We start from the raw sequence: 26,071 nt of genomic DNA on the forward strand, positions 1-26,071 counted from the left end.
CCGCGCCAAGGCGCAAGCCCGGCCTTGCGCCCCGCCGCCCAAGATCGGATGATCGCGGCCATGAACACACTGCTTTCCATCGGTCACGGCTATAGCGCCCGCGCGCTGGCCAACATCCTGCCCGCCGGCTGGCGGGTCATCGCCACCACCCGCAGCCCGGAAAAGGCGGCGCAGATGACGGTTGATCAGGCCGTAATCTGGCCCGGCGGCGATCTGGCGGGCGCGCTGGCGCAGGCCACGCATGTGCTGTCATCCGTCGCGCCCGATGATCAGGGCGACCCGGTTTTGCGCGAGATCAGTGACGCATTGGCCCGCGCCGATCACCTGCAATGGGTGGGCTACCTGTCGACCACGGGCGTTTACGGCGACCATCAGGGCGGCTGGGTCGACGAGGCCACGCCCCTGACCCCCGCCACCGAACGCGGGCGCGCCCGCGTCGCGGCCGAGGCCGAATGGGCCGCGCTGAACCTGCCGCTGCATATCTTTCGGCTGGCAGGTATCTATGGCCCCGGCCGCGGCCCCTTTGCCAAGGTCAAATCGGGCAAGGCGCGGCGGATCATCAAACCGGGCCAGGTGTTTTCGCGCACCCATGTCGAGGACATCGCGCAGGTGCTGCTGGCCTCGATCCAGCGGCCCAACCCCGGCGCGGTCTATAACGTCTGCGACGATGACCCCGCCCCGCCGCAAGACGTGATCGAACATGCCGCAAACCTGCTGGGTCTGCCGGTGCCGCCCGACATCCCGTTCGATGAGGCGACCTTCACCCCGATGGCGCGCAGCTTTTATGCCGAATCCAAAAAGGTGCGAAACGACCGCATCAAGGAAGAGCTGGGCGTAACGCTGAGATACCCCGACTATCGCGCCGGGCTGGCGGCGTTGTTAAAGGCGGAAAGCTAGGCCCGCTTTTCCCCGATCTGCGCGATGCCCAGAACCTCTAGCACCTTGGCCTCGATATCGGGGGCGTTCAGATGGGCGGCGGCATACATGTCGTCGGGGCTGGCCTGGTCGATGAAACTGTCGGGCAGCACCATCGAGCGGAACTTGAACCCTGCGTCAAACACGCCCTCGTCCGACAAGAGCTGCGCCACATGTGAGCCAAACCCGCCCACGGCGCCCTCTTCGATGGTGATCAGCGCCTCGTGCGTGGCGGCCAGATCCAGGATCATCTCGCGGTCCAGCGGCTTGGCGAACCGGGCATCGGCCACGGTGGGGGTGATGCCCCGCGCCGACAGGGCCTCGGCGGCCTTGGTCACCTCGGACAGGCGCGTTCCAAATGACAAGATCGCCACCCGCGCGCCTTGCTGGACCATCCGGCCCTTGCCGATTTCCAGAACCTCGCCGCGCTCGGGCATCTCGACGCCCACGCCCTCGCCCCGCGGATAGCGAAATGCAATCGGCCCGTCATTATAGGCGGCGGCGGTGGCGACCATATGTACCAGCTCGGCCTCGTCGGCGGCGGCCATCACCACCATGCCCGGCAGGTTGGCCAGATAGGCGATGTCAAAGCTGCCCGCATGGGTCGCGCCATCGGCGCCGACCAATCCGGCCCGGTCGATCGCAAAGCGCACCGGCAGACCCTGCAGCGCCACATCATGCACCACCTGATCATAGCCGCGCTGCAAGAATGTCGAATACATCGCGCAGAACGGTTTCATCCCGCCCGCCGCCAGCGCGCCGCAAAAGGTCACGCCATGCTGTTCGGCAATGCCCACATCGAAACAGCGGCTGGGATAGCGCTCGGCAAAGAGGCCCAGACCGGTGCCATCAGGCATCGCCGCCGTGACCGCGACGATCTTGTCATCGCGCGCGGCCTCGGCCACCAGCGCATCGCCAAAGACCGACGTATAGCTGGGCGCATTCGACGGCGCCTTGTGCTGTTTGCCGGTGACGACATCGAACCTGGCGGTGGCGTGGCCCTTGTCATCGCGGGCCTCGGCGGGGGCATAGCCCTTGCCCTTTTTGGTGATCGCATGAATCAGGATCGGCCCGGTGGCGCGCGCCTTGACGGTGCGCAGCACGGCCAGCAGCTGTTCCATGTCATGGCCGTCAATGGGCCCGAGATAGCTGAAGCCCAGCTCTTCGAACAGGGTGCCGCCGACGGTCATGTGCTTCAGCATGTCCTTGGCCCGGCGCGCGCCTTCCTGAAAGGGCGAGGGCAGCAGGCTGACCGCACCCTTGGCGGCGGCCTTCAGCTCCTGGAACGGATCGCCGGCATAAAGCCGCGACAGATAGGACGACAGCGCGCCCACCGGCGGGGCGATCGACATGTCGTTGTCATTCAGAATGACGATCAGGCGGCGGCCCAGATGGCCGGCATTGTTCATCGCTTCGAAGGCCATGCCGGCGCTCATCGAGCCGTCACCGATTACGGCAATCGCGTCGCCGATGCCATGCTCGGTCGCGCCGCCCAGATCGCGCGCCACGGCAAAGCCCAGCGCGGCGGAAATCGAGGTCGAACTATGCGCGGCGCCGAACGGGTCATAGGGCGACTCGCTGCGCTTGGTAAAACCCGACAGCCCGCCCTTTTGCCGCAGCGTGCGAATACGGTCGCGCCGCCCGGTGATGATCTTGTGCGGATAGCACTGGTGCGACACGTCCCAGATCAGCCGATCCTTGGGCGTATCGAACACCGCGTGCAGCGCCACGGTCATTTCGACCACACCCAGACCCGCACCCAGATGGCCACCGGTTTCGGACACGGCGGCGATGGTCTCGGCGCGCAACTCGTCCGCCACCTGACGCAGCTCGGCATCCGAAAACTGTTTCAGATCGGCCGGAACGTTCACACGGTCCAGCAGGGGGGTGTCTGGTTTGGCGCTCATGGCTTGCCCTCCCCGGGCGCTTACATCTCGCGCGAGATAACGAAACGGGCGGCTTGCCGCAAGTTTTCCGCGCTTGTCCCGTAGGGGTCAAGGGATGTGCAGGCCTGATCGACCAATTGTCGCGCCCGCGCCTTGGCCCCATCGAGGCCCAGCAAAGACACGAACGTGGCCTTTCCGGCCTCGGCATCCTTTTGCAGCCGCTTGCCCGCCTTTTCCGCGTCGCCCTCGACATCGAGAATGTCATCGGCGATCTGAAACGCCAGGCCCAGCGCATCGGCATAGGCACCCAAGGGCGCCACATCGGCCCCGGCCAGACGCGCGCCCGCCTCGGCCGACCAGCGGATCAACGCCCCGGTCTTGCCCGCCTGCAACTCGGTGATCTGATCCAGCGTCAGCGGCTGGTCGGCGGTTTCGGCGGCGATATCCAGCGCCTGACCGTAAACCATGCCCCGCGCCCCGGCCGCCAGCGCCATAGACGCCACCAGATCGGCCCGCACCGCGCCATCGGGGTGGGTGGCCGGATCGGCCAGCAGGCCGAAACACAGGGTCTGCAACGCGTCCCCCGCCAAAACGGCGGTGGCCTGATCCCATTTCACATGCACCGTGGGCAAGCCGCGGCGCAGGTCGTCGTCATCCATGCAGGGCAGATCGTCATGCACCAGGCTATAGGCATGCAGCGCCTCGACCGCCGCCGCCGCGTTCAGCGCGCGGGCCACGGGCACGTCATGCAGCGCCGCGCCCTCGATCACCAGAAAGGCGCGCAGCCTCTTGCCGCCCGCCACCGCATAGCGCATCGCCTGCACCACGCGCTGATCGGGGTAGTCTGCCAGAATGTCATCCAGATGCGCGGCAACCTGCGTTGCCACGTCGGTAAGGCGCGCCTCGAACATCAGACCTCGTCTAGCGGACGGGTGCCGGTGGGCGTGCCGCTGGCATCGGTGGTGATGGCGGCAACCTTTTCCTCGGCCTCTTTCAGCTTGGCCTCGCAGCGTTTCTTCAGCTCGGCCCCGCGCTCATACAGCGTGATCGATTCCTCAAGCGGCACGTCCCCGCGCTCTAGCTGGCCGACAACCTGCTCCAGCGCGCGCATGGCCTCTTCAAAGCTCATCTCATTCACCGGTTTGTCGCTCACGATCCCCGCTCCATCAGAACCTGCACATGCGCGGCCGTGCTGGCCGCCAGCGCATCCAGATCATATCCGCCCTCCAGTGTCGAGACCACCCGCCCCCCGGCATGGGTCTCGGCAAGGTCGCAGATCTGTTGCGTGGCCCAGACGAAATCATCCGTGCCCCAGTTCAGCTCGGCCAGCGGATCGGCCATATGCGCGTCGAACCCGGCCGAAATCAGCACCATCTGCGGTGCGAAAGCATCCAGCCGCGGCAGCGCATAGTTTTCGAACACCATGCGCAATTCACGCCCCGTCGATCGCGGCGGCAGCGGCAGGTTGATGATGTTGTCGCAGCCGCCCTTGTCCGTCAGCGCGCCAGAGCCGGGCCAAAGCGGCGACTGATGCGTCGATACGAACCGCACCCGGCCCTCGTCCCACAACAGATCCTGCGTGCCATTGCCGTGGTGCACGTCGAAATCAACGATGGCGACGCGATCCAGCCCGTGGTGATCAAGCGCATATTTGGCTGCAATAGAGACGTTTCCGAATAGGCAGAACCCCATCTGCTGGGCCTTTTCGGCGTGATGCCCCGGCGGGCGGCAGGCGACAAAGGCATTCTGCGCCTCGCCCGTCATCACCATATCAACGGCCCGCATGTTGCCGCCCACCCCGCGCAGCGCGGCGGTAAAGCTGCCCGGCGACACGAACGTATCGGCATCCAGCGCGGCAAAGCCGTCGGCAGGAATGGCGCCCTTGATCCGCGTCAGGTAGTCGGCGCTGTGACAGCGCAGCACCTCGGCCTCGTCGGCCAGGGGGGCGTCAACGCGCAAAAGCGGCTCGAACTCGGCTGAACTAAGCCGTTTCAGAATGGTTTCCAGCCGCGCCACGCGTTCGGGGTGGCCCGACGGGGTCAGGTGGTTCAGGCAGTCGGAATGGGTGATCAGCGCAGTGGTCATGTCAGAGATCCGGTTGCAGCATGTAACCCGCCCCGCGCACGGTTTGCAGGTATCGCGGTTGTTTAGGGTCTTTTTCGATCTTTTTGCGCAGCCTGGTGATCTGCACATCGACCGCTCGTTCCTGAGCCTGCCCCCCATCGCGGCCCAGCTCCTCGACCAGGCGCGACCGCGCGATCGCCTGCCCCGGCTCGGCCGAGAAAATCCTCATCAGCTGCGCCTCGGTGGCGGTCAGCCGCACCAGAGCATCACCCTGCCACAGCTCGCCCCGATCAATGTCATACCGCACCGCGCCCAGATGCAGCACGGTCGGCCCCGAGCTGGGCTCGGCCGCCTGCGGCACCCGGCGCAAAATGGCGTTGATCCGCAGCAACAGTTCCTTGGGCTCGAACGGCTTGGCCAGATAGTCGTCGGCCCCGGCCTCAAGCCCCATGATCCGGTCGGGGGTCTCGCCCCGCGCGGTCAACAGCATGATCGGCGTGGTGATATCCTTGCGCAGCTCGCGCGTCAGGGTCACGCCATCCTCACCCGGCATCATCACGTCCAGCACGATCAGGTCGAATTCCAGCCCGCTCAACAGCCGCCGCGCATGGGCCGCATCGCGCGCCGCGCTGACCAGAAAGCCGTTGCGCATCAGAAATTTCTGCAACAGCCCGCGAATGCGTTCGTCATCATCAACGATCAGCAGGTGAATATCCTGGCCCGCGCTCATTGGCCGCCATCCCGCATCGAGGCATATTGCCGGCGCATCTCGGGATCCATCATCGCCTCTAGCACCTGGCGAAAGCCTGCCACGGCCTCGGGGCCGGCGGCGCGAAAGGCGCTGCGCATCCGCGCGCGCTGGGCATCCGACAGCTCTTGTTCCAGCGCGGCACCGACGGGGGTCAGATACAGGTGCCGTTCACGCTTGTCGCGCTTGCCGACCCGGCTTTCGACCAGCCCATCCTCGATCAGCGCCCGCAGCACCCGGTTGAGAGACTGTTTCGTCACCCCCAGAATCGCCAGCAGGTTATTCACCGTCGTGCCGGGCGCGCGATGGATGAAATGCACCGCCCGGTGATGCGCCCGGCCATAGCCATGCTGTTCAAGAATGCGATCGGGATCGGACGTGAAGGCCCGATAGGCAAAAAACATTGCCTCGATCCCCTTGCGCAGCTGCTCGTCAGTCAGGAACAATAGGCTTTCGCCATGCTGGATAGGCCCGGTGCCGGTATCGGCCATATTGCGCGTCCCTTGTGTTCACGTATTATGTTTCAGGCACCGATTTTATGTCAGTCTTGTTGACATTCCAAGAATCAATTACTAGGAATGCCTCAATTTCGCGCAACATTATGTCCGAACCGGCCCTAAGTTGCGCAACATTAGAAAAACGGGCCCGGCCCGACGCTTGGAAAGGACAAACCGATGACCGGCTATGATGACCGCGACGGCAAGATCTGGATGGATGGCAAGCTGATCGAGTGGCGCGATGCCAAGGTGCATATCCTGACGCATGCGCTGCACTATGCCTCGTCGGTATTCGAGGGCGAGCGCGCCTATAACGGCAAGATCTTCAAAAGCGTCCAGCACTCAGAGCGCCTGCGCCATTCGGCCAAGCTGCTGGATTTCCAGGTGCCCTACTCGGTCGAAGAGCTGGAAAAGGCCAAATATGACGTTCTGGCCGCCAATGGCTGGTCGGACGCCTATGTGCGCGCCATCGCCTGGCGCGGTGCCGGCGAAGACATGGGTGTCGCCTCGCGCCGCAACCCGGTTCGCGTGGCCGTTGCCGCCTGGGAATGGGGCAACTACTACGGCGACGCCAAGATGAAAGGCGCCAAGCTGGACATCGCCAAATGGCGCCGCCCCGACCCGGCCACCATCCCGTCCGAAGCCAAGGCCGCGGGCCTTTACATGATCTGCACCATGTCGAAACACGCCGCCGAGGACAAAGGCTGTTCCGACGCGATGATGTTCGACTATCGCGGCTATGTGGCCGAGGCGACCGGCGCCAACATCTTTTTCGTCAAGGACGGCGAGGTGCACACGCCCAAGCCCGATTGCTTCCTCAACGGGCTGACCCGTCAGACCGTGATCGGCATGCTCAAGGAAAAGGGCATCACCGTGAACGAACGCCACATCATGCCCGAAGAGCTGGAAGGCTTTGAGCAATGCTGGCTGACCGGCACCGCCGCCGAGGTTACCCCGGTGGGCCAGATCGGCGAGTTCAACTTCGAGGTCGGCGCTCTGACGCGCGACATCTCGGACAGCTATGAAAAGCTGGTGCGCGCCTAAGCGTTTTCGGCTGAAACAGTCTCGAATGCGGCCCCCTCGTGGGGCCGTTTTTCATCCCAGCGGGGTCTGCGCCTTACGCTGCTTGTCGCGCTCGAGCCCCAGCTGGCGTTCGCGCCAGATGATCACCACCCCAGCCCCGATCACCAGCGCCGCGCCGCCCACCATCGGCCGCGTCGGCAGTTCGTCAAAGAACACGTAGCCGATCGCCACCGCAAACAGCATCGACGCATAGTCAAACGGCGCCACGACCGAGGCATTGGCAAACCGATAGCTTGAGGTCAGGAAAATCTGCGCCACCCCGCCGATGAACCCGGCCAGAACCAGCATGACCGCCACATCCCAAGTGGGCATCACCCAGCCAAAGGGCAGCGTCAGCAGCGACAACAGCGTCGCCGAGATCGAGAACCAGAACACGATGGCCGAGGTCTGTTCGGTCTGCACCAGCTTGCGGATGAACACCTGCGCCAGCGCCGCGCAGCCCGCCCCGGCCAGTGTGATCACAGCGCCCAGCGCCAGACGGGCATCCATTTCATGATTGGTCAGCGCCGTCAGCCGCGGCGATAGCATGATCAACACCCCGATCAGCCCGACCATGACCAGCCCAAGGCGAAACAGCCGCACCTCTTCGCCCAGGAACATCGCGGCAAAGATAACCACCAACAGCGGCGTGGCATAGCCGATCGCCGTCACCTCGGGCAGGGGCAACAGCGCCAGCCCGGCAAACATCAGCCCCATCGCGCTGGTGCCAACAAAGCCCCGCCAGAAATGCCCCATCGGGTTGGCACTGCGCAGCCCGGTGCGCAGATCGCCCCGCGCCGCCAGCCACAGCACGATCACCGGCACCGCAAAGAGCGACCGGAAAAACACCGCCTGCCCCGCCGGCACCTGGTCCGACGCGGCCTTGATCAGCGACGCCATGATCACGAACAGGGCGACGGACAGCAGCTTGAACAGAATGGCGCGCAGGGGATTCATAAGGAGTCTCGCTTGATCCTCCTCATCTCGATCAGCTTTGGCGCGCAAGCAAGACCAACGTCAGGTCAGATAACCTTTTTCAATCCGCAGATACTCGGCCATGCGCATCGATCTCTCATCGACATTGGTGGGCCGCCGCTGCGCCGCAACCGCCGCCCGATGCGGGGCAGTCTGCCGTTCGATCCGGGCGAACTGCGCGGCGCGCTTGGTCACGTCATAGTCACGCAGATGGTCAAAAAAGCTGCGTTCGGTCATGTCTGATCCTCCTATTGGGGCGATCATACCACAGCGCGGGGCGCTTTTCGCCCTTACAGCAGCGTCCGTTCCACAACCCACCACGCCCCGACCAGCGCAATCGCCGCCGATCCGGGCACCACGATGGCCGCGCGATACCAGGGCTTGCGGCCAAACCACAGCCCGACCGCCAGATAGGCCAGGGCAATCACCGTCAGCTGCCCGATCTCGACCCCGATATTGAACCCGATCAGATCGGCAACAAACCGCGCGGGGTTCAGCCCGATCTCGCCCAGCACACTGGCAAAGCCCAGCCCGTGCAACAGGCCAAAGGCAAAGACCACAGCCACCCGCCGCCAGCCCAACTTGCCGCCGATGATGTTTTCAACCGCCACGAAAACGATCGACGCCGCGATCAAAGGTTCGACGATTTCCGCTGGAACAGTGACGATTTTCAGGCTTGCAAGCGCCAGTGTCACCGTATGCGCCAGGGTAAAGGCCGTGACCTGCAACAGCAGCGGGCGCATCTGCAACGAGAACAGGAACAGCCCCAAAACGAACAGGATGTGGTCCAGCCCCTTGGGAAGGATATGTTCGAACCCAAGCACCACATAGCGCCCGAATTCCGTGATCGCGCCCACCTGCGCCACACCCTCGCGCGGCAGCGGGTCAGACAGCGCGCCCCCCGTCAGATAGCCCGAATACAGGTCGTCCCCCTGCCCCATCTGCCGCAGCACCAGCGGGCCGTTGGTCGCGGCCCAGCCGATCTGCACCGGGGCATCGCCCGTCGGCAGCACAGCGGTCAGCACCAGAACCGAATCGCGCGGCAGGGCGGTGTCGCCCACTTCGGGAATGCGCAGCCCGGCCAGGTCAGGCACAATACGCGTGTCACCCACCTGAAATACCAGCCCCTGTGCGATACGCGGCCAGACCTTGTCAAAGGCTTGCTCCAGCTCTTGCGGAGGCAGCGCGCGCAGGCGGTCATAATAGCCCGACAGGGGCGATTCATTGGTGTCGCTCAGCCCAGCCATGTCGATCCCGGCCACCAGCGCCTCTAGCGTCACGGTCAGATCGACGCGCACCTGCTCGGCCGTAACCGTGACATCGCCAACCGCCGGCCGCACCTCATGCGCCTGCCCGGGCAGCGTCATCACAAACAAGACAACCGCCGCCAGGACGCTTGACCGCCCACAGATCCGGTTCACATTGAATATCATCGCTGAAAGGCCCCTCATGCGTTTGCCCATATTACTGATCACTGCCCTACTTAGTGCACCCATGGCGCTGGCCCATGAATTCTGGCTGTCTCCGCAAACCTATCAGGTTGATCCCGGCGCGCCAGTCATTGCCGACCTGCGGCTGGGGCAGAATTTCAGCGGCGCGCCCATGTCGTTTTTGCCCGGTCGGATCACCCGGTTCGAGCTGTTTCAAGGTGAAACAGTGACTGAAATCACCAGCCGTATCGGTGACCGCCCCGCCATGTCTCAGCCCGCCCCGGCCCAGGGCCTGGCGATCATCGTACATGAAACCACCGATCAACGGCTGACCTATACGGAATGGGCCAAGTTCACTGATTTCGTCACGCACAAGGCCTTTGACGGCCTGCCAGACACTCATACCGCGCGCGGCCTGCCGCAAACCGGGTTCGACGAAACCTATCGCCGCTATGCCAAATCTCTGGTCGCGATCGGCGACGGCCAAGGTCAGGATCGCGCCATCGGCCTCGAGACCGAGATCGTCGCCCTGCGCAACCCGTATACCGATGACCTGACCGGCGGCCTGCCCGTTCGGGTGCTCTATCAAGGCCACCCGCGCAACAACGCCCAGCTCGAGCTGTTTAACCGCGCCCCGGGCGGCCAGATCGAGATACAGCGCCTGCGCACCGATCAAAATGGTGAAGTATCCGTGCCGGTCGCGCCGGGGCATGAATACCTTCTCGACGCGGTGATCTTGCTGGATACAGGGCAGAATGACCCCGCACTGGGGCCTGTCTGGCATTCGCTATGGGCCAGCCTGACCTTCAGAGTTCCGCTGGAATAGAGCCTATTTCAGCGACAAACGCAGAATACCGCCATCATCGGCATCGACCAGCACCAGGATCGACCCGTCCGGGGCAACCTCGACATCGCGCACCCGCGTGCCGGTCAGCATCCGCTGTTCGCCCACAACCCGACCATCGCGCAGACGCAGCCGCACCAACCCGCCGGGCCGCAGCGACGCGATCAACAGATCACCGCGCCATTCCGGGAACATCGCGCCGTCATAGAACACCATCCCCGAAGGCGCGATCACCGGATCCCAGTAATACACCGGCTGCTCCATCCCCGGCGCCTGGGTCAGCCCGCGCCCAACCGGCGTGCCGCTGTAATTCTCGCCATAGGAAATCACCGGCCAGCCGTAATTGGCCCCGCGCGTGATCTTGTTCAGCTCATCCCCGCCCTTGGGGCCGTGCTCGATCGCCCACAGCTGTCCGGCCGCGTCAAAAGCCGCACCCTGCACGTTGCGATGACCCAGCGACCAGACGGCATTGCCGAACGGGTTATCCGCCGGCAGCGCGCCTTCGGGCGACAGGCGCAGCACCTTGCCGTAATCGACACCCTTGTCCTGCGCCAAAAGCCGGTTCGCGGGCGAAAACCTCTCTCCCGTGGTGATGAACATGTGGCCCCCGCCAAACACCACCCGCGACCCGAAATGCGCGGCGTTCCGGCTGGGTCGATTCTGGAAATAAACGTCTCTAATATCGCCCAATTCGGTCATATCATGTGACAACTGACCGCGTGCCACCGCCGTTACCGACCGCCCCAGACCCACCGGTTTCGCATAGCTCAGATAGATCGCGCGACTACTGCCAAAATCGGGCGCCAAAGCCACATCCAGCAGCCCGCCCTGCCCACGGGCCACAACCTCGGGCACGCCCAAGATCGCCGCTGAAACAGCCCCATCCGCACCGACATGGCGCAACCGCCCGTCGCGCTCGGTCACCAGAAAGCCGCCTCCAGGCAGCGCTGCAATCCCCCAGGGATGCGCCAGACCCTGGGCAAAGATCGTGACATCCAGGCCATCAATCGCGGCCATTTCGGGCGCACGGGTCTGCCCAGCGAATGCGGGCGCGAACTCTGGCACATTGGGAGCGCCCTGCGGCACCTCGCCCCAGGAAATCGACGGAATCAGCAGGAATAGTGACAAAACTCGGCGCATTTGGCCTCCCTTATCGCAGCCGCCCAACCGCCCAGCACGCCGCATCGGCCACGGTGTCATCCTCATCCTCGCACAAACCCTGCGCCACCGCCATAAGCGCCGGATCACCGGAATTGCCGATCGCATACAGCACATTCCGAACGAACCGGTTGCGCCCTACCCGCTTGACCGGCGAGCCCGAAAACAGCGCCCGAAACGCCGCATCGTCCAACACCGCCAACTCGGCCAGACGGGGCGCAACCAATTCAGGCCGGGCCGCATAGCGCGCCTCACTCGCAGTCTGGGCAAACTTGTTCCACGGGCACACCGCCAGGCAATCATCGCAGCCATAGATCCGGTTGCCCATCAACGGGCGCAATTCTTCCTCGACGGGTCCGTGATGTTCGATCGTCAGATAGGAAATACACCGCCGCGCATCCAGCTGATTGGGCGCAGGAAACGCCGCTGTCGGACATACATCCAAACACGCCCGGCACGACCCGCAATTGCCGTTTTCAGGCGGATCAGGCTCTAATTCAATCGTCGTAAAAATCGCTCCCAGAAAGAACCAGCTCCCCAGATCACGCGACAACAGATTGGTATGCTTGCCCTGCCAGCCCAACCCCGCAGCAGCGGCCAGCGGCTTTTCCATCACCGGCGCGGTATCCACAAACACCTTGATTTCGTCACCCGGCGCCTGCTCCAGCAACCAGCGCCCCAGCCGTTTCAGCCGCTTCTTGACCAGATCGTGATAGTCCCGGTTCTGCGCATAAACCGAAATCGCCCCACGATCGCGCTGCCCGATCACCTGCATCGGATCATGCGCGGGCGTGTAAACCTCGGCCAGCATGATCACCGATCGCGCCTCGGGCCACAGCGCCGCCGGATTCCCGCGCCAACCCATCCGCTCAGCCATCCAGCCCATCTGCCCATGCCGCCCCTGCGCCACGAACTCATCCAGCCGCGCCGGCAATTCCGGCACCGCATCGGGCCGTGTCACCCGGCACTTGGCGAACCCCTCTTCAAGGGCACGCGCCATCAAACGATCTTTCAACACAGCCCCCTCCCTTCTTCTTTGGAAAAGTATCCTCGGGGGGGAATTCGCCGTAGGCGAAGGGGGGGCAGACAGCCCCCCACCCTAGAAATCCAGATCGGCATAATGCGCCGGCGGCGGAAAGCCCGGCACCTGGTCGGCCAGCAACCCGCGAAAGGCCGGGCGAGATTTGATCTTGGCATACCAGTCCCGCACCGTCGCATTGCGGTTCCAGTCGACATCGGAAATGTAATCCAGGCACGACAGATGCGCGGCGGCGGCGAAATCGGCCATGGTCATCACATCACCCGCCAGCCAGCGGCGCTGATCCAGCAACCAACCCATATAGTCGAGGTGATACTTGATCTTCTGCGCGCCCGCCTTGACGTGCTTGCTTTCGGGATAGCCCAGCCCCATGACCTTCTTGTTCACCCGCTCATACAACAGCTTCGACGTCACCTCGGCGTGAAACTTGTCATCGAACCACGAGATCAGCCGCCGCACCTCGTAGCGGGCTGCGGGGTCGCTGGGCAGCAGCGGCGGGTTGGGGTTGGTTTCCTCGATATACTCGCAGATCGCCTGGCTTTCCGACATGGTACGCCCGTCCAGCCGCATCACCGGCACCTTGCCTGCGGGGTTACGGCGCATGAATTCGGCGGATTGCTCCCAATAGCGCTCTTCGATCAGCTCGACCTCGATCTTCTTTTCGGCCAGCACCAGGCGAACCTTGCGGCAATACGGAGACAGGGGAACGTGATAAAGGCGGTTCATAAGGGGGCCACGACTGATTTGATTGCCCCCTGTCTTGCCGTGCCGCGCAGGGTTTTTCAACCTTCGAAACAGGATGCGCGGCCGTCTGCCTGTATCGTTGCGGCCCCATCGACCACCCCGTCGACCCGGCGCAGCATCCGGCGTGACAGATCTGCGGCGTTGCGATTCTTGGGGTCGGGCAGGATGGCGGCCAGCCGCGCCGCCTGGCGCGCGGTCAGCTTGTCGGGCGTGGTCTTGAAGTAATGCCAGGCCGCGGCCTCGATCCCGAACACGCCAGTGTCGAACTCGGCCACGTTCAGGTAAACCTCAAGGATACGCCGCTTGGGCCAGGCGGCCTCGACCATCGGGGTCAGCATCGCCTCTAGCGCCTTGCGCAGCCAGCTGCGCTCTTGCCACAGGAACACGTTCTTGACGGTCTGCTGGGTGATGGTCGACCCGCCCCGGCGCGCACCCTCGCGCAGCGCCGCCCGGATCGCGCCCATGTCGAACCCCCAGTGGTGACAGAAGTTGGCATCCTCGGCCGCCACGACCGACCGCACCATCACCGGCGCGATGTCGTCGATATCGACCCAGTTGCGCTCGATCCGGCCCAGCCGCCGGCCCTCGGACCAGATGGTGTGGGTGATCGGCGGATTGACGACCCGGTAAAGCAGCACCAGCCCCAGCACCAGCAACACCGCCGCCCCCAGCCCTCGCAGCGCCCAGCGGCGAATGCTCCGCCAAGGCACCAGCCATTGCCAGAGTGTGCGCTCGTCGCGCTTGGGTTTCCTTGCCTGTTTCGTCTTCTTTGCCACGGCGGCACAATATCCGCCCGCGCGGCGGCGACAAATGAAAAAGGCCGGGCAACGGGGCCCGGCCTTTGCAATTTATCGTGCGGCGATTACTCGGCCGGCACGGCGGCGCTTTCCACCGACAGCGGATGCGCGATCTTGTCCAGCATCTCTTTCGGGCAGACCTGAACAAAGTTCGCCAGCTCGAGATCCCAGTGCTGCAGGATGTTCCGCGCCTTGGCGCTCTTGGTTTCCAGGGCGTGCCGCTCGATCAGGTCTTTCAGCTGGTTCTCCCAGTGTTCGACCGTAACCGGGCAGGTCACCAGCGTTTCCAGGTTCATCATGTCGGCGGCCTTGCCGTCGGGGTCATAGAGATAGGCCATGCCCCCGGTCATACCGGCGCCAAAGTTGGCCCCGATCGACCCCAGGATCACCGCGACACCGCCGGTCATGTATTCACAACCGTTGCTGCCACAGCCCTCGATCACCACCTTGGCGCCCGAGTTCCGCACCGCGAACCGTTCACCCGCACGGCCGGCGGCAAACAGATAGCCGTCGGTGGCGCCGTACAGAACGGTGTTGCCGATGATGGTGTTTTCGGCGGCGACCAGCGGGCTGGCCATCGGCGGACGCACGATGACGATACCGCCCGACAGACCCTTGCCGACATAGTCGTTCGCATCGCCCGACACCTCGATCTTGAGGCCCGGCGCGGCGAACGCCCCCAGCGACTGCCCGGCCGAGCCGGTCAGCTTTACCGTCAGGTGGTCGGGCTGCAGACTGTTGCGCATGCCGAACCGTTTCACGATATGGCTGGAAACGCGGGTGCCCACGGTGCGGTCGGTGTTCTGCACCGCATAAGACAGCTGCATCTTTTCGCCGTCTTCCAGGAAGCGGTGACCGTCTTTGACGATCTGCGCATCCAGCGTGTCGGGCACCGCGTTGCGCGGCTTGTAGCGGTCATAGGTGATCTGGGCCGAGCCATCCACGGTCAGCAGCAGCGGGTTCAGGTCCAGGTCATCCAGATGCGCCGAGCCACGGCTGACCTGGGTCAGCAGGTCGGCACGCCCGATCACCTCGTCGATGCTGCGGGCACCGATCGAGGCCAGGATCTCGCGGACCTCTTGCGCGTAGAAGGTGATCAGGTTCACCACCTTGTCGGCATTGCCGGTGAACTTGTCACGCAGGCGCTCGTCCTGGGTGCAGACGCCCACCGGGCAGGTGTTCGACTGGCACTGACGCACCATGATACAGCCCATCGCGATCAGCGCGGCGGTGCCGATGCCGTATTCCTCGGCACCCATCATGGCGGCCATGACGATGTCGCGGCCGGTGCGCAGGCCACCGTCGGTGCGCAGGGTCACGCGGTCGCGCAGGTTGTTCATCGCCAGAACCTGATGCGCCTCGGTCAGGCCCATCTCCCACGGCAGACCCGCATATTTGATCGAGGTCGCGGGCGACGCGCCGGTGCCACCGTTGTGGCCTGAGATCAGGATGATGTCGGCCTTGGCCTTGGCCACGCCGGCGGCGATGGTGCCAACGCCCGAGGACGCCACCAGTTTGACCGTCACCTTGGCCTTGGGGTTGATCTGCTTGAGGTCGTAGATCAGCTGCGCCAGGTCCTCGATCGAATAGATATCGTGGTGCGGCGGCGGCGAAATCAGCGTCACGCCCTTGGTCGAATGGCGCAGCTTGGCGATCAGGTCGGTGACCTTCATGCCGGGCAGCTGACCACCCTCGCCGGGCTTGGCGCCCTGGGCAACCTTGATCTCCAGCTCTTCGCAATGCAGCAGGTATTCGGCGGTGACGCCAAAGCGACCCGATGCCACCTGCTTGATCTTGGCCGACGCGTTGTCGCCATTGGGTTCGGGGGTGAAATCCTCGGGGCTTTCGCCGCCTTCACCCGAATCCGACTTGGCGCCGATACGGTTCATCGCGATCGACAGGGTGCGGTGCGCCTCGGGCGACAGCGCGCCCAGCGACATGCCCGGCGTCACGAACCGCTTGCGGATCGAGGTGATCGATTCGACCTCTTCGATCGGCACCGGCTTGCCCAGCGGTTTGATGTCCAGCAGGTCGCGCAGGTGGATCGGCGGGTTCGCCCGCATCGCGGCCGAGAACCGTTTCCACATCTCATACGAGGCACGATCACAGGCCGATTGCAGCATATGCATGGTCTGCGCTTCCCAGGCGTGTTTCTCGCCCGAGCGACGCGCCTTGTAGAAACCGCCGATCGGCAGAACATCGGTGCCGGCTTTCCAGCCCTTGGCGTGCACCTCTTCCAGCTTGTGCTGGATGCCGTGCACACCGATGCCCGAAATGCGGCTGTGCATGCCGGGGAAGAACTCGGCGCACAGCGCGCGCGACAGGCCGACGGCCTCGAAGTTCAGACCGCCGCGATAGGACGAGATCACCGAGATGCCCATCTTGGACATGATTTTCAGCAGGCCGTAATCCACCGACAGGCGATAGTTTTTCACCGCTTCGGTCAGCGACATGTCCAGCAGGCCGCGCTCGATGCGGTCGGCCAGGCTGTCTTCGGCCAGATAGGCGTTCACCGTGGTGGCGCCACAGCCGATCAGCACGGCGAAATAATGCGGGTCGATACATTCGGCCGAACGCACGTTCAGCGAACAGAAGGTCCGCAGCCCCTTGCGGGTCAGCCAGGAATGCACGGCCGAGGTGGCCAGGATCATCGGCATCGCGACCTTGCTGGCGCTTTGATGCTGATCGGTCAGCACCAGGTGGCCGGCACCCGAACGCACGGCGTCTTCGGCCTCGGCGCGGATGCGGGTCAGCGCGTCATGCAGCGCCTCGGGCCCGCCATTGGCGGGGAAGGTGCAGTCGATCACCGACACTTGCGCGTTGAACTGGCGCACCAGCTCGTCGAACTGGGCGTTGCCCACGAACGGGCTTTCCAGCACGAAAATCTCGGTCTGGCTGCCGTCTTCATCCAGCACGTTCTTGAGGTTGCCGAACCGCGTCTTCAGCGACATCACGCGATATTCGCGCAGGCTGTCGATCGGCGGGTTGGTCACCTGGCTGAAGTTCTGGCGGAAGAAGTGGCTAAGCGGGCGATACTGCGTCGACAGAACCGCCGACGGGGTGTCGTCGCCCATCGAGGCAATCGCCTCTTTGCCATCCTCGGCCATCGGTGCGAGGATCTGTTCCAGCTCTTCGATGGTGTAACCGGCGGCAATCTGACGCTTGCGCAGCTCGGCGCCCGAGAACATCGGCTGTTCGGTCACCTCGGCCAGCACGTCGTCCAGCTCGTTGATCTTGCCGACCCATTCACCAAAGGGCTGGGCGGCGGCCAGCTTGTCCTTGATTTCCACATCGTGGAACAGCTTGCCCTCTTTGGTGTCGACGGCAATCAGCTGACCCGGACCCAGGGCGCCTTTTTCACGCACGGTCGACTCGTCGACGGGCACCATGCCCGCCTCGGAACCGGCAATCAGCAACCCGTCGCCGGTGACGACATAGCGCATCGGGCGCAGGCCGTTCCGGTCAAGACCGGCGCAAACCCAGCGGCCATCGGTCATGGCCAGCGCGGCGGGGCCGTCCCAGGGCTCCATCACGCTGTTGCAATAGGAATACATGTCGCGCCAGGCCTCGGGCAGTTCGACGGCCTGTTTCGACCACGATTCCGGCACCAGCATGGTTTTCGCCATCGGCGCCGAGCGACCAGCACGCACCAGCACCTCGAACACCGCGTCCAGCGCGGCCGAGTCCGAGCTGCCCTGCGGCACGATCGGCTTGATGTCATCGGCCAGATCGCCAAAGGCGGCCGAGGTCATGCGGATCTCGTGGCTCTTCATCCAGTTCAGGTTGCCCTTAAGCGTGTTGATCTCGCCGTTATGGGCCAGCATGCGGAACGGCTGAGCCAGCCACCACTGCGGGAAGGTGTTGGTCGAATAGCGCTGGTGATAGATCGCGAAGGCCGATTCAAACCGGACATCCTGAAGATCGGGATAGAACACGGCCACCTGTTCGGCCAGCATCATGCCCTTGTAGATGATCGACCGGCACGACAGCGAACAGACATAAAGGTTGTTGATACCTGCGGCGATCGCGGCCTTTTCGATGCGGCGGCGAATGACATACAGCTCGCGCTCAAACGTCTCTTCGTCCACGCCCTTGTTGTTCGAGATCAGGATCTGCTCGATCTCGGGGCGGGTGGCGTTGGCCTTTTCACCCAGGCAGGTCACATCGACCGGCACGTGGCGCCAGCCATAGATGTAATAGCCCATGCGCAGCACTTCGGCCTCGACGATGGTCCGGCATTTTTCCTGGGCGCCGAAATCGGTGCGCGGCAGGAACACCTGGCCAACAGCGATCAGCCGATCCATCTGCGGCTCGTGGCCGGTGCGGCGGATCTGGTCGTAAAAGAACGGAACCGGGATCTGCACGTGAATGCCCGCGCCGTCGCCGGTCTTGCCGTCGGCGTCGACAGCACCGCGGTGCCAGATCGCCTTGAGCGCATCAATGCCGGCCTCGACAACCTTGCGCGACGGCTTGCCGTTGACCGACACAACCAGGCCCACACCACAGGACGAATGCTCGTCCTCGTCACGATACAGGCCATTCTCGGCCATGAAGGCGCGCTTTGCCTCTTCGGCGGCGACCCAAGCGTCATCGTATTTCGTCATCGTCGTTCTCCTGCTTTCGGCGGCGGGGCGGTTCTGGGCCCTCGGCCACCACAGTCCGGGCGTGGCCCGGAAATCCTTGTCTTACTCGGCGGCGGCCTGAGCGGGCTGCGCCAGATATTCCAGAATGCTGTCGGCGGCTTCGCGGCCATCGCGGATCGCCCAGACCACCAGCGAGGCACCGCGCACGATGTCACCCACGGCATAGACGCCGGGCAGGCTGGTCTGGTGGCTGCGGAAATCGGCCTTGATGGTGCCCCAGCGGGTCACTTCCAGCGCCTCTTCGCCCCACAGCGTCGGCAGATCCTCGGGTTCGAACCCCAGCGCCTTGATCACCAGATCGGCGGGCTCGGCATAATCGGCGCCTTCGATCACCTCGGGCGACTGGCGGCCGCTGGCATCGGGCGCGCCCAGGCGCATCCTTTGCACCAGCACGCTTTCGACATGGTCACCGGCAAAGCCCTTGGGCGCCGACAGCCAGACGAATTCGACGCCTTCTTCCTCGGCGTTCTGGGTTTCGCGCTGCGAACCGGGCATGTTGGCGCGGTCACGGCGATAGAGGCATTTCACGCTGGTCGCACCCTGGCGGATAGCGGTGCGCACACAGTCCATCGCGGTATCGCCGCCACCGATGACGATCACGTTCTTGCCCTCGGCGTTCAGCTCACCGCTGTCATATTCGGGCACGTCATCGCCAAAGCTCTTGCGGTTGCTGGCGGTCAGATAGTCGATCGCATTCACGATGCCCTGCGCGCCCGAACCGGGGCCTTGCAGGTCGCGGGTCTTGTAAACGCCGGTGGCGATCAGCACCGAGTCATGCTTGCCGCGAATGGCGTCGAAGGAAATGTCCTCGCCCACGTTGCAGTTCAGCACAAACTCGACGCCGGCTTTTTCCAGCTGCTCGATGCGGCGCATGACCACGTCTTTTTCCAGCTTGAAGCCCGGAATGCCATAGGTCAGCAGACCGCCGGCGCGGTCATACCGGTCATAGACCGTGACCTGCACACCGGCACGGCGCAGACGATCGGCGGCGGCCAGGCCACCGGGGCCGGCCCCGATGATGCCAACGCTTTCGCTGCGCTCTTCGGCGGGGGTGATCACCTGCACCCAGCCTTCGTCCCAGGCGGTGTCGGTGATGTATTTCTCGACCGAGCCGATGGTCACGGTGCCGTGGCCCGACTGTTCGATCACGCAGTTGCCTTCGCACAGGCGATCCTGCGGACAGATGCGGCCGCAGATCTCGGGGAAGGTGTTGGTTTCCTGACTCAGCTCATAGGCTTCTTTCAGGCGGCCCTCGGCAGTCAGGCGCAGCCAGTCGGGAATGTTATTGTGCAGCGGGCAATGGGCCTGGCAATAGGGCACACCACATTGCGAACAGCGGCTGGCCTGGGTCTTGGCCTTTTCCGCCGCGAATTCCGCGTAGATCTCGTTAAAGTCCTGTTTGCGCGCCTCGGCGTTCCGCTTTTGCGGCATTTCCCGTTGCACATCCACGAACTGGAGCATCTGCTGCTTTGCCATTGCCAACCTCTTCAATCTCTCAGCCGCGTTGTAATACTTTGGTTGTTCGGGAAATAAAAGTCAGTATGAGTGACCTAAAACAAATATTTTTAGCCCATGCTCGCCCTGATTGCCCTCAAAAGGTGGAAATTTAGGTTATATATACTGACCTATTAATCGGCTTTTCTTTAAAAAACATTGATTTAGTATCTGCACAGGAAAATGAGGCCCTCAAACGATGTCCTGGCTCTATCTTCTTGCCGTTGCTGCGCTTCAGGGCGTGACAGAGTTCCTGCCCGTGTCGTCATCGGGTCATCTGATTCTCTTGCCGGCGCTGACAGGGCATGCGGATCAGGGCCAGATCATCGACGTCGCGGTGCATGTCGGCACCCTGCTGGCGGTGATGCTGTATTTTCGCCGCGACGTGGCCATGGCGGCCGGCGGCATTCCGCGGCTGCTGACCGGGCGGATCGACACGCCGGGCAGCCAGCTGGCGTTTTTCCTGGCCGTGGCGACCGTGCCGGTGGTGATCGCCGGGCTGATCCTCAAGATGACGGGCCTAAGCGACGCGATGCGGTCGATCGCGGTGATCGGATGGGCGATGCTGCTGTTCGGGCTGGTGCTGTATTGGACCGACCAGAAAGGCCCCGCCCGGCTGGAAGCCCGCGACTGGACGCTGCGCGACGCCATTATCATGGGCCTGTGGCAGGCGGTGGCGCTGATACCGGGCACCTCGCGGTCGGGCATCACCATCTCGGGCGCGCGGGCGCTGGGATACAAACGTCAGGATGCCGCGCGGCTGTCGATGCTGATGTCTATTCCGACCATCATCGCCTCGGGCACCCTGCTGGGGCTAGAGGTCGCCGCCACCGCCAATGCCGCCGTCGCCCGTGACGGGGCCATCGCGGCGGTGTTCGCCTTTCTGGCGGCGCTGCTGGCACTAAGCCTGATGATGCGGCTGCTGCGGTCGGTCAGCTTTACGCCCTATGTGATCTATCGCGTGATCCTGGGCGTGGTGCTGCTGGTCATCGCCTATACCTGAACGAAAAAGGCCGGGCGCAATGGCCCGGCCCCTATTCGATTGTCACCCGATCAGGCCTTGAGGTTCTTGGCCGAGTTGGTGATCGCGTCATACTGACCCTGCGGGCGATAGCGATACAGGTATTCCGGCACGACCGCCTCGGACGGCGTCGGCGTGATGCCCAGATCGGCGAACCCCTTGGCGCCTTCGGATACAACATTGTCGTTGCGCAGATCGCGCACCTGGTTGCCGGTCAGGATCTTGTTGGTGATCAGGCCGCCAGTGACGAACTGCATGAAATCAAAGCCCATGGCGAGCGCGCGGCCAACAAGGAACGGCGCGTTGATCACCAGGCGGCGGCGATGCGCGACCTTGGCGATGCCCTTGACGATATCGCCCAGGGTTTCGACATCGGGACCGCCCAGCTCATAGATACCCGCCTGGGCCTTGCCCTGCGCGGCGGCGACGGCGGCGCGGGCCACGTCATCAACATAGACCGGCTGGAACTTGGTGTTGCCACCCACCAGCGGAATGATCGGGCTGAACCGGGTCATGCTGCCAAAGCGGTTATAGAACTGGTCCTCGGTGCCGAACATCACCGACGGGCGCAGGATCACGGCGTTGGGGTGGCCGGCCTGCACGGCAGCCTCGCCTTCGCCCTTGCTGCGGCTGTATGCGCTTTTCGAGTTCGCATCCGCGCCGATGGCCGACACATGCACCATATAGCCAATGCCCAGCTCATGAGCGATGCGGGCGATACGGCCGGCGCCTTCGGCCTGAACGGCGCCGAACTTGTTCTTGCCGACCTCGTTCATGATGCCCACGCAGTTGATCACCGCATCGGCGCCCTCGGCCACCGCACGCACCGAGGCGTCATCGCGGATGTTGCAGAACACCGGCTCTACCTGACCAACGCGGCCATAGGGTTTTACATGCAGCGCCTCGTTGGGGCGGCGAACGGCGACACGCACGCGCCAGCCATCCTGTGCCATGCGCCGGGCGATATACTTACCCAGGAAACCCGAACCGCCGTAGATCGTAACAAGCTTGGACATCTTCAAGCCTCCATGCCTTTCGTTACTGCCCTGAATAGCTTTCCAAGCCGCCACAAACAAGCCGATATGCAGTTTGTGAAAAAACTGTGCGAAAGCCCGTTGACACTATCTGCACCCGCCTATAAATCCCCGCTCCACGACACCTGCCCAGGTGGCGGAATTGGTAGACGCGCTAGCTTCAGGTGCTAGTGTCCGTATGGACGTGGAGGTTCGAGTCCTCTCCTGGGCACCAACCCCTTCTCAACACAGGGGCCACCGTGGCGAATATCCTTTACAAGAACGACCTGCCCGCCGATCTCGACCTTGGTCCGATCGTTGCGATTGATTGTGAAACCATGGGTCTCAACCCGCATCGCGATCGCCTGTGCGTGATCCAGATGTCGGGCGGCGACGGAAATGCCCATCTGGTGCAGATCGAAAAGGGCCAGACCAGCGCCCCGAATCTGTGCAGGATGCTGGCCGATCCGACCGTGCTGAAACTGTTTCATTTCGGCCGGTTCGACATTGCGGCGATGCATCACGCCTTTGGCACGCTGGCCGCGCCGGTCTATTGCACGAAAATCGCCTCCAAGCTGATTCGCACCTATACCGACCGGCACGGGCTGAAATTCCTGTTGCAGGAACTGGTGGGCGTGGACATTTCCAAACAGCAGCAGATGAGCGACTGGGGCGCCGAAACCCTGACCGATGCCCAGCTGGAATATGCCGCTTCTGACGTTCTGTATCTGCACCAGCTGAAAGAGGCGCTGGATGCCCGCCTGGCCCGCGAAGGCCGCACCGAACTGGCGCAAGCCTGTTTTGATTTTCTGCCGACCCGTGCCAAGCTTGATCTCGAAGGCTGGCCCGAGATCGACATTTTTGCGCACTGAGACATGAGCACTGAAACCTTCCTGACCGTCGGCCGCCGCGTCGTCACCCGCGAGGCCGAGGCCCTGACCCTGCTGTCCGAGGCGCTGGGCGACAGCTTTGCCCAGGCCGTGCAGCTGATTCTGGACGCGCCCGGCCGGGTGATCGTGTCGGGCATGGGCAAATCTGGCCATATCGGGCGCAAGATCGCGGCGACGCTGGCCTCGACCGGCACGCCCGCGCATTTCGTCCACCCCGCCGAGGCCAGCCATGGCGACCTGGGCATGCTGGCCAAGGGCGATGTCACGCTGGTGCTGTCGAACTCGGGCGAAACGCCCGAACTGGCCGATATCGTTGCCTATACCCGCCGGTTCTCGATCCCGCTGATCGGGGTTGCGGGGCGCGAGGGCTCGACCCTCTTGCGCGAATCCGACGTGGCCATTCTGCTGCCCGCCGCGCCCGAGGCCTGTGAAACCGGCATCGTGCCGACCACATCCACCACGATGACCCTGGCATTGGGCGACGCGCTGGCCATCGCGCTGATGGAACACCGCAAGTTCACCCCCACCGATTTCCGCCAGTTCCACCCCGGCGGCAAGCTGGGCGCGCAGCTGTCCAAGGTGCGCGACCTGATGCATGGCGCCGACGAACTGCCGCTGGTGGCCGCCGACGCGCCGATGGCCGACGCGCTGCTGACGATCAGCCAAAAGGGCTTTGGCGTGGTGGGTGTCACCGACGACACAGGCGCGCTGGCCGGCATCATCACCGACGGCGACCTGCGCCGCCACATGCAGGGCCTGCTGGATCTGACCGCATCGCAGGTCATGACCCGCGCCCCCAAAACCATCGAACCCGACGCCCTGGCCGAAGAGGCGCTGGCGCTGATGAATGACCGCAAGATCACCTGCCTTTTCGTCACTGATCCTGCAGAAAACGGCCGTGCCTGCGGCATTCTGCATATTCACGACTGCCTGCGCGCCGGGGTAGCCTGAGGCCATGGCCTCGTATGACAACAGCTATTCGCGCTTTATCGCCTGGGCAAAGGTGATCCTGCCGCTTGCGGCGCTGGCGCTGTTGTCGACGCTGTTCCTGTTCTCGCGCACGCTCGACCCGACGGCGGCCATTCCCTACGCGCAGGTCGACGTCGAGGAACTGGCCCGCGAGCAATCGGTGTCCTCCGCCGAATATGCCGGTGTCACCGAAGACGGCGCTGCGATCTCGATCTCGGCGGCGCGGGTCGATCCCAGCAATGCCGACCGCCCCGACACCCTGGCCCGCGACATGACCGCCCGGCTGGAATTCCCCGACGGCTCTTACGCCGTGATCCGCGCGCCGCAGGGCCAGGTCGACGCCCGCGCCTCGGTCGCGACACTGGGCGGCGGGGTCGAGATGGACAGCTCGACCGGCTATCACATCACCGCGCCGCAGATCGACACGGCGCTGGACCGCACCGAGGTGCAGGCCGACGGCCCCGTCGACGCCACCGGCCCCGCCGGCACGCTGACCGCGGGCCAGATGCAGATCACCACCCAAACCACCGATGACGGTGACAGCCACGTTCTGGTTTTCAACCAGGGTGTGAAGCTGATATATCAACCCCCGAATTAGGATGGATTTTCGGTTGATGCGGTTGCGTTTTGTTCTTGTGGCCTTGGCACTGGCGCTTTCCCCTGGTCTGGCCACGGCGCAGGGCACGGATATCTCTCTGGGCGCGCTGGTCGTCGACAGCAAGCTGCCGGTGCAGGTAACGGCCGATCAGCTGCGCGTGGCCCAGGCCGATGGCACCGCCACGTTTGACGGAAATGTTCTTGTTATTCAGGGTGATATGCGCCTGTCGGCCGATCGGGTCGGGGTTGAATACGTGCTGGAAAACGGCCAGCCCACCCGCCGCATCGCGCGCATGCAGGCCGAGGGCAAGGTGCTGTTGGTCAATGGCTCCGAGGCCGCAGAGGGCCAGCGCGCCACCTATGACATCGAGGCCTCGACCCTGGTCATGACCGGCGACGTGTTGCTGACCCAGGGCGGCAACACCGTGTCGGGGCAATCGCTGTCGATCAACCTGAAAACCGGCGCCGGGCAGATGCAGGGCCGGGTAAAGACCGTGTTTTCCCCGCAGGGGGGCGCCGAATGAGCAAGGCCCCCAAACTGACCGTCGAACAGGGTGACGCGGGCCTTAAGGTCGTGAACCTGCGCAAAAGCTATCGCCGCCGCCCCGTGATCCGCGATGTCAGCCTGGAGCTGAACCGGGGCGAGGTCGTCGCCCTGTTGGGCCCGAACGGGTCGGGCAAGACGACGTGCTTTTACAACATCGCCGGGCTGATCCGCCCCGAGGGCGGGCAGGTGCTGATCGACGGGCGCGACGTGACCAACCTGCCGATGTATCGCCGCGCCAAGCTGGGCATCGGCTATCTGCCGCAAGAGGTCAGCATCTTTCGCGGCCTCAGCGTCGAAGACAACATCCTGGCCATTCTCGAAGTGGCCGAGCGCGACCCGCACAAGCGCCGCGAACGGCTAGAGGAGCTGCTGTCGGAATTCTCGATCAGCCACCTGCGCCGCGCGCCCGCTCTGTCGCTGTCAGGCGGGGAACGCCGCCGGGTGGAAATCGCCCGCTGCCTGGCCGCCAACCCGAAATACCTGCTGCTCGACGAACCCTTTGCCGGGGTCGACCCGATCGCCGTGGGCGAGATCCGCCACCTTGTGCATGACCTCAAGGATCGCGGCATCGGCGTGCTGATCACCGATCACAACGTGCGCGAGACGCTGGAAATTGTCGATCGGGCCTATATCCTGAACGATGGCACGGTGCTGATGAGCGGCACCACCGACGAGGTGATCCGCGACGAGAACGTGCGCCGCGTCTATCTGGGGCAATCCTTCCGCATCTCATAGGAA

The 26,071-nt window shown here is 63.9% G+C and carries 25 protein-coding genes and 1 tRNA gene; 10 read left to right on the forward strand and 16 right to left on the reverse strand.

What is annotated here, in order from left to right:
• Window positions 1-60: 60 nt before the first annotated feature.
• Window positions 61-897: an SDR family oxidoreductase gene (locus OE856_RS08265; RefSeq protein WP_263715605.1), complete on the forward strand. Its 837-nt coding sequence runs from the start codon at window positions 61-63 to the stop codon at window positions 895-897.
• On the opposite strand, the gene dxs is transcribed toward OE856_RS08265, so the two are convergent.
• Genes dxs through OE856_RS08295 form a run of 6 tightly spaced genes read right to left on the reverse strand, consistent with a single transcriptional unit; the run spans window position 894 to window position 6,104 of the window.
• Window positions 894-2,822, reverse strand: coding sequence for a 1-deoxy-D-xylulose-5-phosphate synthase (gene dxs / locus OE856_RS08270; RefSeq protein ID WP_263715606.1), 1,929 nt, complete (start codon window positions 2,820-2,822; stop codon window positions 894-896). The genes OE856_RS08265 and dxs overlap by 4 nt on opposite strands.
• Window positions 2,823-2,842: 20 nt before the next feature.
• Complete coding sequence (locus OE856_RS08275) at window positions 2,843-3,712, reverse strand: polyprenyl synthetase family protein (RefSeq protein ID WP_263715607.1); 870 nt, start codon at window positions 3,710-3,712, stop codon at window positions 2,843-2,845.
• On the reverse strand, window positions 3,712-3,954 hold the full coding sequence (locus OE856_RS08280; RefSeq protein WP_263715608.1) for an exodeoxyribonuclease VII small subunit: 243 nt from the start codon (window positions 3,952-3,954) through the stop codon (window positions 3,712-3,714). The genes OE856_RS08275 and OE856_RS08280 overlap by 1 nt, the downstream gene beginning before the upstream one ends.
• On the reverse strand, window positions 3,951-4,886 hold the full coding sequence (locus tag OE856_RS08285) for a histone deacetylase family protein (protein ID WP_263715609.1): 936 nt from the start codon (window positions 4,884-4,886) through the stop codon (window positions 3,951-3,953). Before OE856_RS08285 ends, OE856_RS08280 begins: the two co-directional genes overlap by 4 nt.
• 1 nt (window position 4,887) lies before the next feature.
• On the reverse strand, window positions 4,888-5,595 hold the full coding sequence (locus tag OE856_RS08290) for a response regulator (protein ID WP_263715610.1): 708 nt from the start codon (window positions 5,593-5,595) through the stop codon (window positions 4,888-4,890).
• A complete protein-coding gene (locus OE856_RS08295) occupies window positions 5,592-6,104 on the reverse strand; it encodes a MarR family winged helix-turn-helix transcriptional regulator (protein WP_263715611.1) in 513 nt (170 codons plus the stop codon). Before OE856_RS08295 ends, OE856_RS08290 begins: the two co-directional genes overlap by 4 nt.
• A gap of 183 nt (window positions 6,105-6,287) precedes the next feature.
• Here OE856_RS08295 and OE856_RS08300 point away from each other — a divergent pair, with 183 nt between their 5' ends.
• On the forward strand, window positions 6,288-7,154 hold the full coding sequence (locus OE856_RS08300) for a branched-chain amino acid aminotransferase (RefSeq protein ID WP_263715612.1): 867 nt from the start codon (window positions 6,288-6,290) through the stop codon (window positions 7,152-7,154).
• Between the two features lie 51 nt (window positions 7,155-7,205).
• Here the strand turns inward: OE856_RS08300 and OE856_RS08305 are convergent, their stop codons facing one another.
• The 3 genes from OE856_RS08305 to OE856_RS08315 are packed head-to-tail and all read right to left on the reverse strand — an operon-like array spanning window position 7,206 to window position 9,514.
• Window positions 7,206-8,129 carry a DMT family transporter gene (locus tag OE856_RS08305; RefSeq protein ID WP_263715613.1) on the reverse strand — a complete coding sequence of 308 codons (924 nt, stop codon included), beginning with the start codon at window positions 8,127-8,129 and terminating at the stop codon, window positions 7,206-7,208.
• Window positions 8,130-8,189: 60 nt separating this feature from the next.
• A complete protein-coding gene (locus tag OE856_RS08310; RefSeq protein WP_263715614.1) occupies window positions 8,190-8,384 on the reverse strand; it encodes a hypothetical protein in 195 nt (64 codons plus the stop codon).
• Window positions 8,385-8,437: 53 nt separating this feature from the next.
• On the reverse strand, window positions 8,438-9,514 hold the full coding sequence (locus OE856_RS08315) for a HupE/UreJ family protein (RefSeq protein ID WP_263715615.1): 1,077 nt from the start codon (window positions 9,512-9,514) through the stop codon (window positions 8,438-8,440).
• A gap of 82 nt (window positions 9,515-9,596) precedes the next feature.
• Here OE856_RS08315 and OE856_RS08320 point away from each other — a divergent pair, with 82 nt between their 5' ends.
• Window positions 9,597-10,403 carry a DUF4198 domain-containing protein gene (locus tag OE856_RS08320; RefSeq protein ID WP_263715616.1) on the forward strand — a complete coding sequence of 269 codons (807 nt, stop codon included), beginning with the start codon at window positions 9,597-9,599 and terminating at the stop codon, window positions 10,401-10,403.
• A 3-nt stretch (window positions 10,404-10,406) separates the two neighbouring features.
• On the opposite strand, the gene OE856_RS08325 is transcribed toward OE856_RS08320, so the two are convergent.
• The 6 genes from OE856_RS08325 to OE856_RS08350 all read right to left on the reverse strand — a co-directional run bounded on the left by OE856_RS08325 (window position 10,407) and on the right by OE856_RS08350 (window position 20,278).
• Window positions 10,407-11,561, reverse strand: coding sequence for a PQQ-dependent sugar dehydrogenase (locus OE856_RS08325; protein WP_263715617.1), 1,155 nt, complete (start codon window positions 11,559-11,561; stop codon window positions 10,407-10,409).
• A gap of 10 nt (window positions 11,562-11,571) precedes the next feature.
• A complete protein-coding gene (gene queG / locus OE856_RS08330) occupies window positions 11,572-12,579 on the reverse strand; it encodes a tRNA epoxyqueuosine(34) reductase QueG (RefSeq protein ID WP_263715618.1) in 1,008 nt (335 codons plus the stop codon).
• Window positions 12,580-12,678: 99 nt separating this feature from the next.
• Window positions 12,679-13,344 (reverse strand): glutathione S-transferase family protein, encoded by a 666-nt coding sequence (locus tag OE856_RS08335; protein WP_263715619.1) that lies wholly within the window; start codon window positions 13,342-13,344, stop codon window positions 12,679-12,681.
• 56 nt (window positions 13,345-13,400) lie between these two features.
• Window positions 13,401-14,138: a monofunctional biosynthetic peptidoglycan transglycosylase gene (gene mtgA, locus OE856_RS08340; RefSeq protein WP_412174874.1), complete on the reverse strand. Its 738-nt coding sequence runs from the start codon at window positions 14,136-14,138 to the stop codon at window positions 13,401-13,403.
• Between the two features lie 86 nt (window positions 14,139-14,224).
• A complete protein-coding gene (gltB, locus tag OE856_RS08345) occupies window positions 14,225-18,763 on the reverse strand; it encodes a glutamate synthase large subunit (protein WP_263715620.1) in 4,539 nt (1,512 codons plus the stop codon).
• An 81-nt stretch (window positions 18,764-18,844) separates the two neighbouring features.
• Window positions 18,845-20,278 carry an NAD(P)-dependent oxidoreductase gene (locus tag OE856_RS08350; RefSeq protein WP_263715621.1) on the reverse strand — a complete coding sequence of 478 codons (1,434 nt, stop codon included), beginning with the start codon at window positions 20,276-20,278 and terminating at the stop codon, window positions 18,845-18,847.
• Window positions 20,279-20,495: 217 nt separating this feature from the next.
• Here OE856_RS08350 and OE856_RS08355 point away from each other — a divergent pair, with 217 nt between their 5' ends.
• Window positions 20,496-21,299, forward strand: coding sequence for an undecaprenyl-diphosphate phosphatase (locus OE856_RS08355; protein ID WP_263715622.1), 804 nt, complete (start codon window positions 20,496-20,498; stop codon window positions 21,297-21,299).
• Between the two features lie 50 nt (window positions 21,300-21,349).
• On the opposite strand, the gene OE856_RS08360 is transcribed toward OE856_RS08355, so the two are convergent.
• Entirely contained in the window at window positions 21,350-22,333 is a 984-nt protein-coding gene (locus OE856_RS08360; RefSeq protein ID WP_263715623.1) for a complex I NDUFA9 subunit family protein, read from the reverse strand.
• 145 nt (window positions 22,334-22,478) lie between these two features.
• Between OE856_RS08360 and OE856_RS08365 the strand changes: the two genes are divergently transcribed.
• The 6 genes from OE856_RS08365 (at window position 22,479) to lptB (ending at window position 26,068) form a co-directional block, all read left to right on the forward strand.
• A tRNA-Leu gene (locus OE856_RS08365) sits at window positions 22,479-22,565 on the forward strand.
• 25 nt (window positions 22,566-22,590) lie between these two features.
• Window positions 22,591-23,202, forward strand: a complete 612-nt coding sequence (locus tag OE856_RS08370; protein WP_263715624.1) for a ribonuclease D — start codon at window positions 22,591-22,593, stop codon at window positions 23,200-23,202.
• A 3-nt stretch (window positions 23,203-23,205) separates the two neighbouring features.
• Window positions 23,206-24,171 carry a KpsF/GutQ family sugar-phosphate isomerase gene (locus OE856_RS08375; protein WP_263715625.1) on the forward strand — a complete coding sequence of 322 codons (966 nt, stop codon included), beginning with the start codon at window positions 23,206-23,208 and terminating at the stop codon, window positions 24,169-24,171.
• A 4-nt stretch (window positions 24,172-24,175) separates the two neighbouring features.
• Window positions 24,176-24,787 carry a hypothetical protein gene (locus tag OE856_RS08380; protein ID WP_263715626.1) on the forward strand — a complete coding sequence of 204 codons (612 nt, stop codon included), beginning with the start codon at window positions 24,176-24,178 and terminating at the stop codon, window positions 24,785-24,787.
• A gap of 16 nt (window positions 24,788-24,803) precedes the next feature.
• The gene (gene lptA / locus OE856_RS08385) at window positions 24,804-25,310 is read left to right on the forward strand and encodes a lipopolysaccharide transport periplasmic protein LptA (RefSeq protein ID WP_263715627.1); all 507 of its coding nucleotides are present in this window, start codon (window positions 24,804-24,806) and stop codon (window positions 25,308-25,310) included.
• Window positions 25,307-26,068 (forward strand): LPS export ABC transporter ATP-binding protein, encoded by a 762-nt coding sequence (gene lptB, locus OE856_RS08390; RefSeq protein WP_263715628.1) that lies wholly within the window; start codon window positions 25,307-25,309, stop codon window positions 26,066-26,068. Before lptA ends, lptB begins: the two co-directional genes overlap by 4 nt.
• The last annotated feature ends 3 nt before the right edge of the window (window positions 26,069-26,071 follow it).

The organism is Actibacterium sp. XHP0104 (assembly GCF_025751515.1).
In the GTDB taxonomy this organism is placed as follows: Bacteria; Pseudomonadota; Alphaproteobacteria; order Rhodobacterales; family Rhodobacteraceae; genus Actibacterium_D.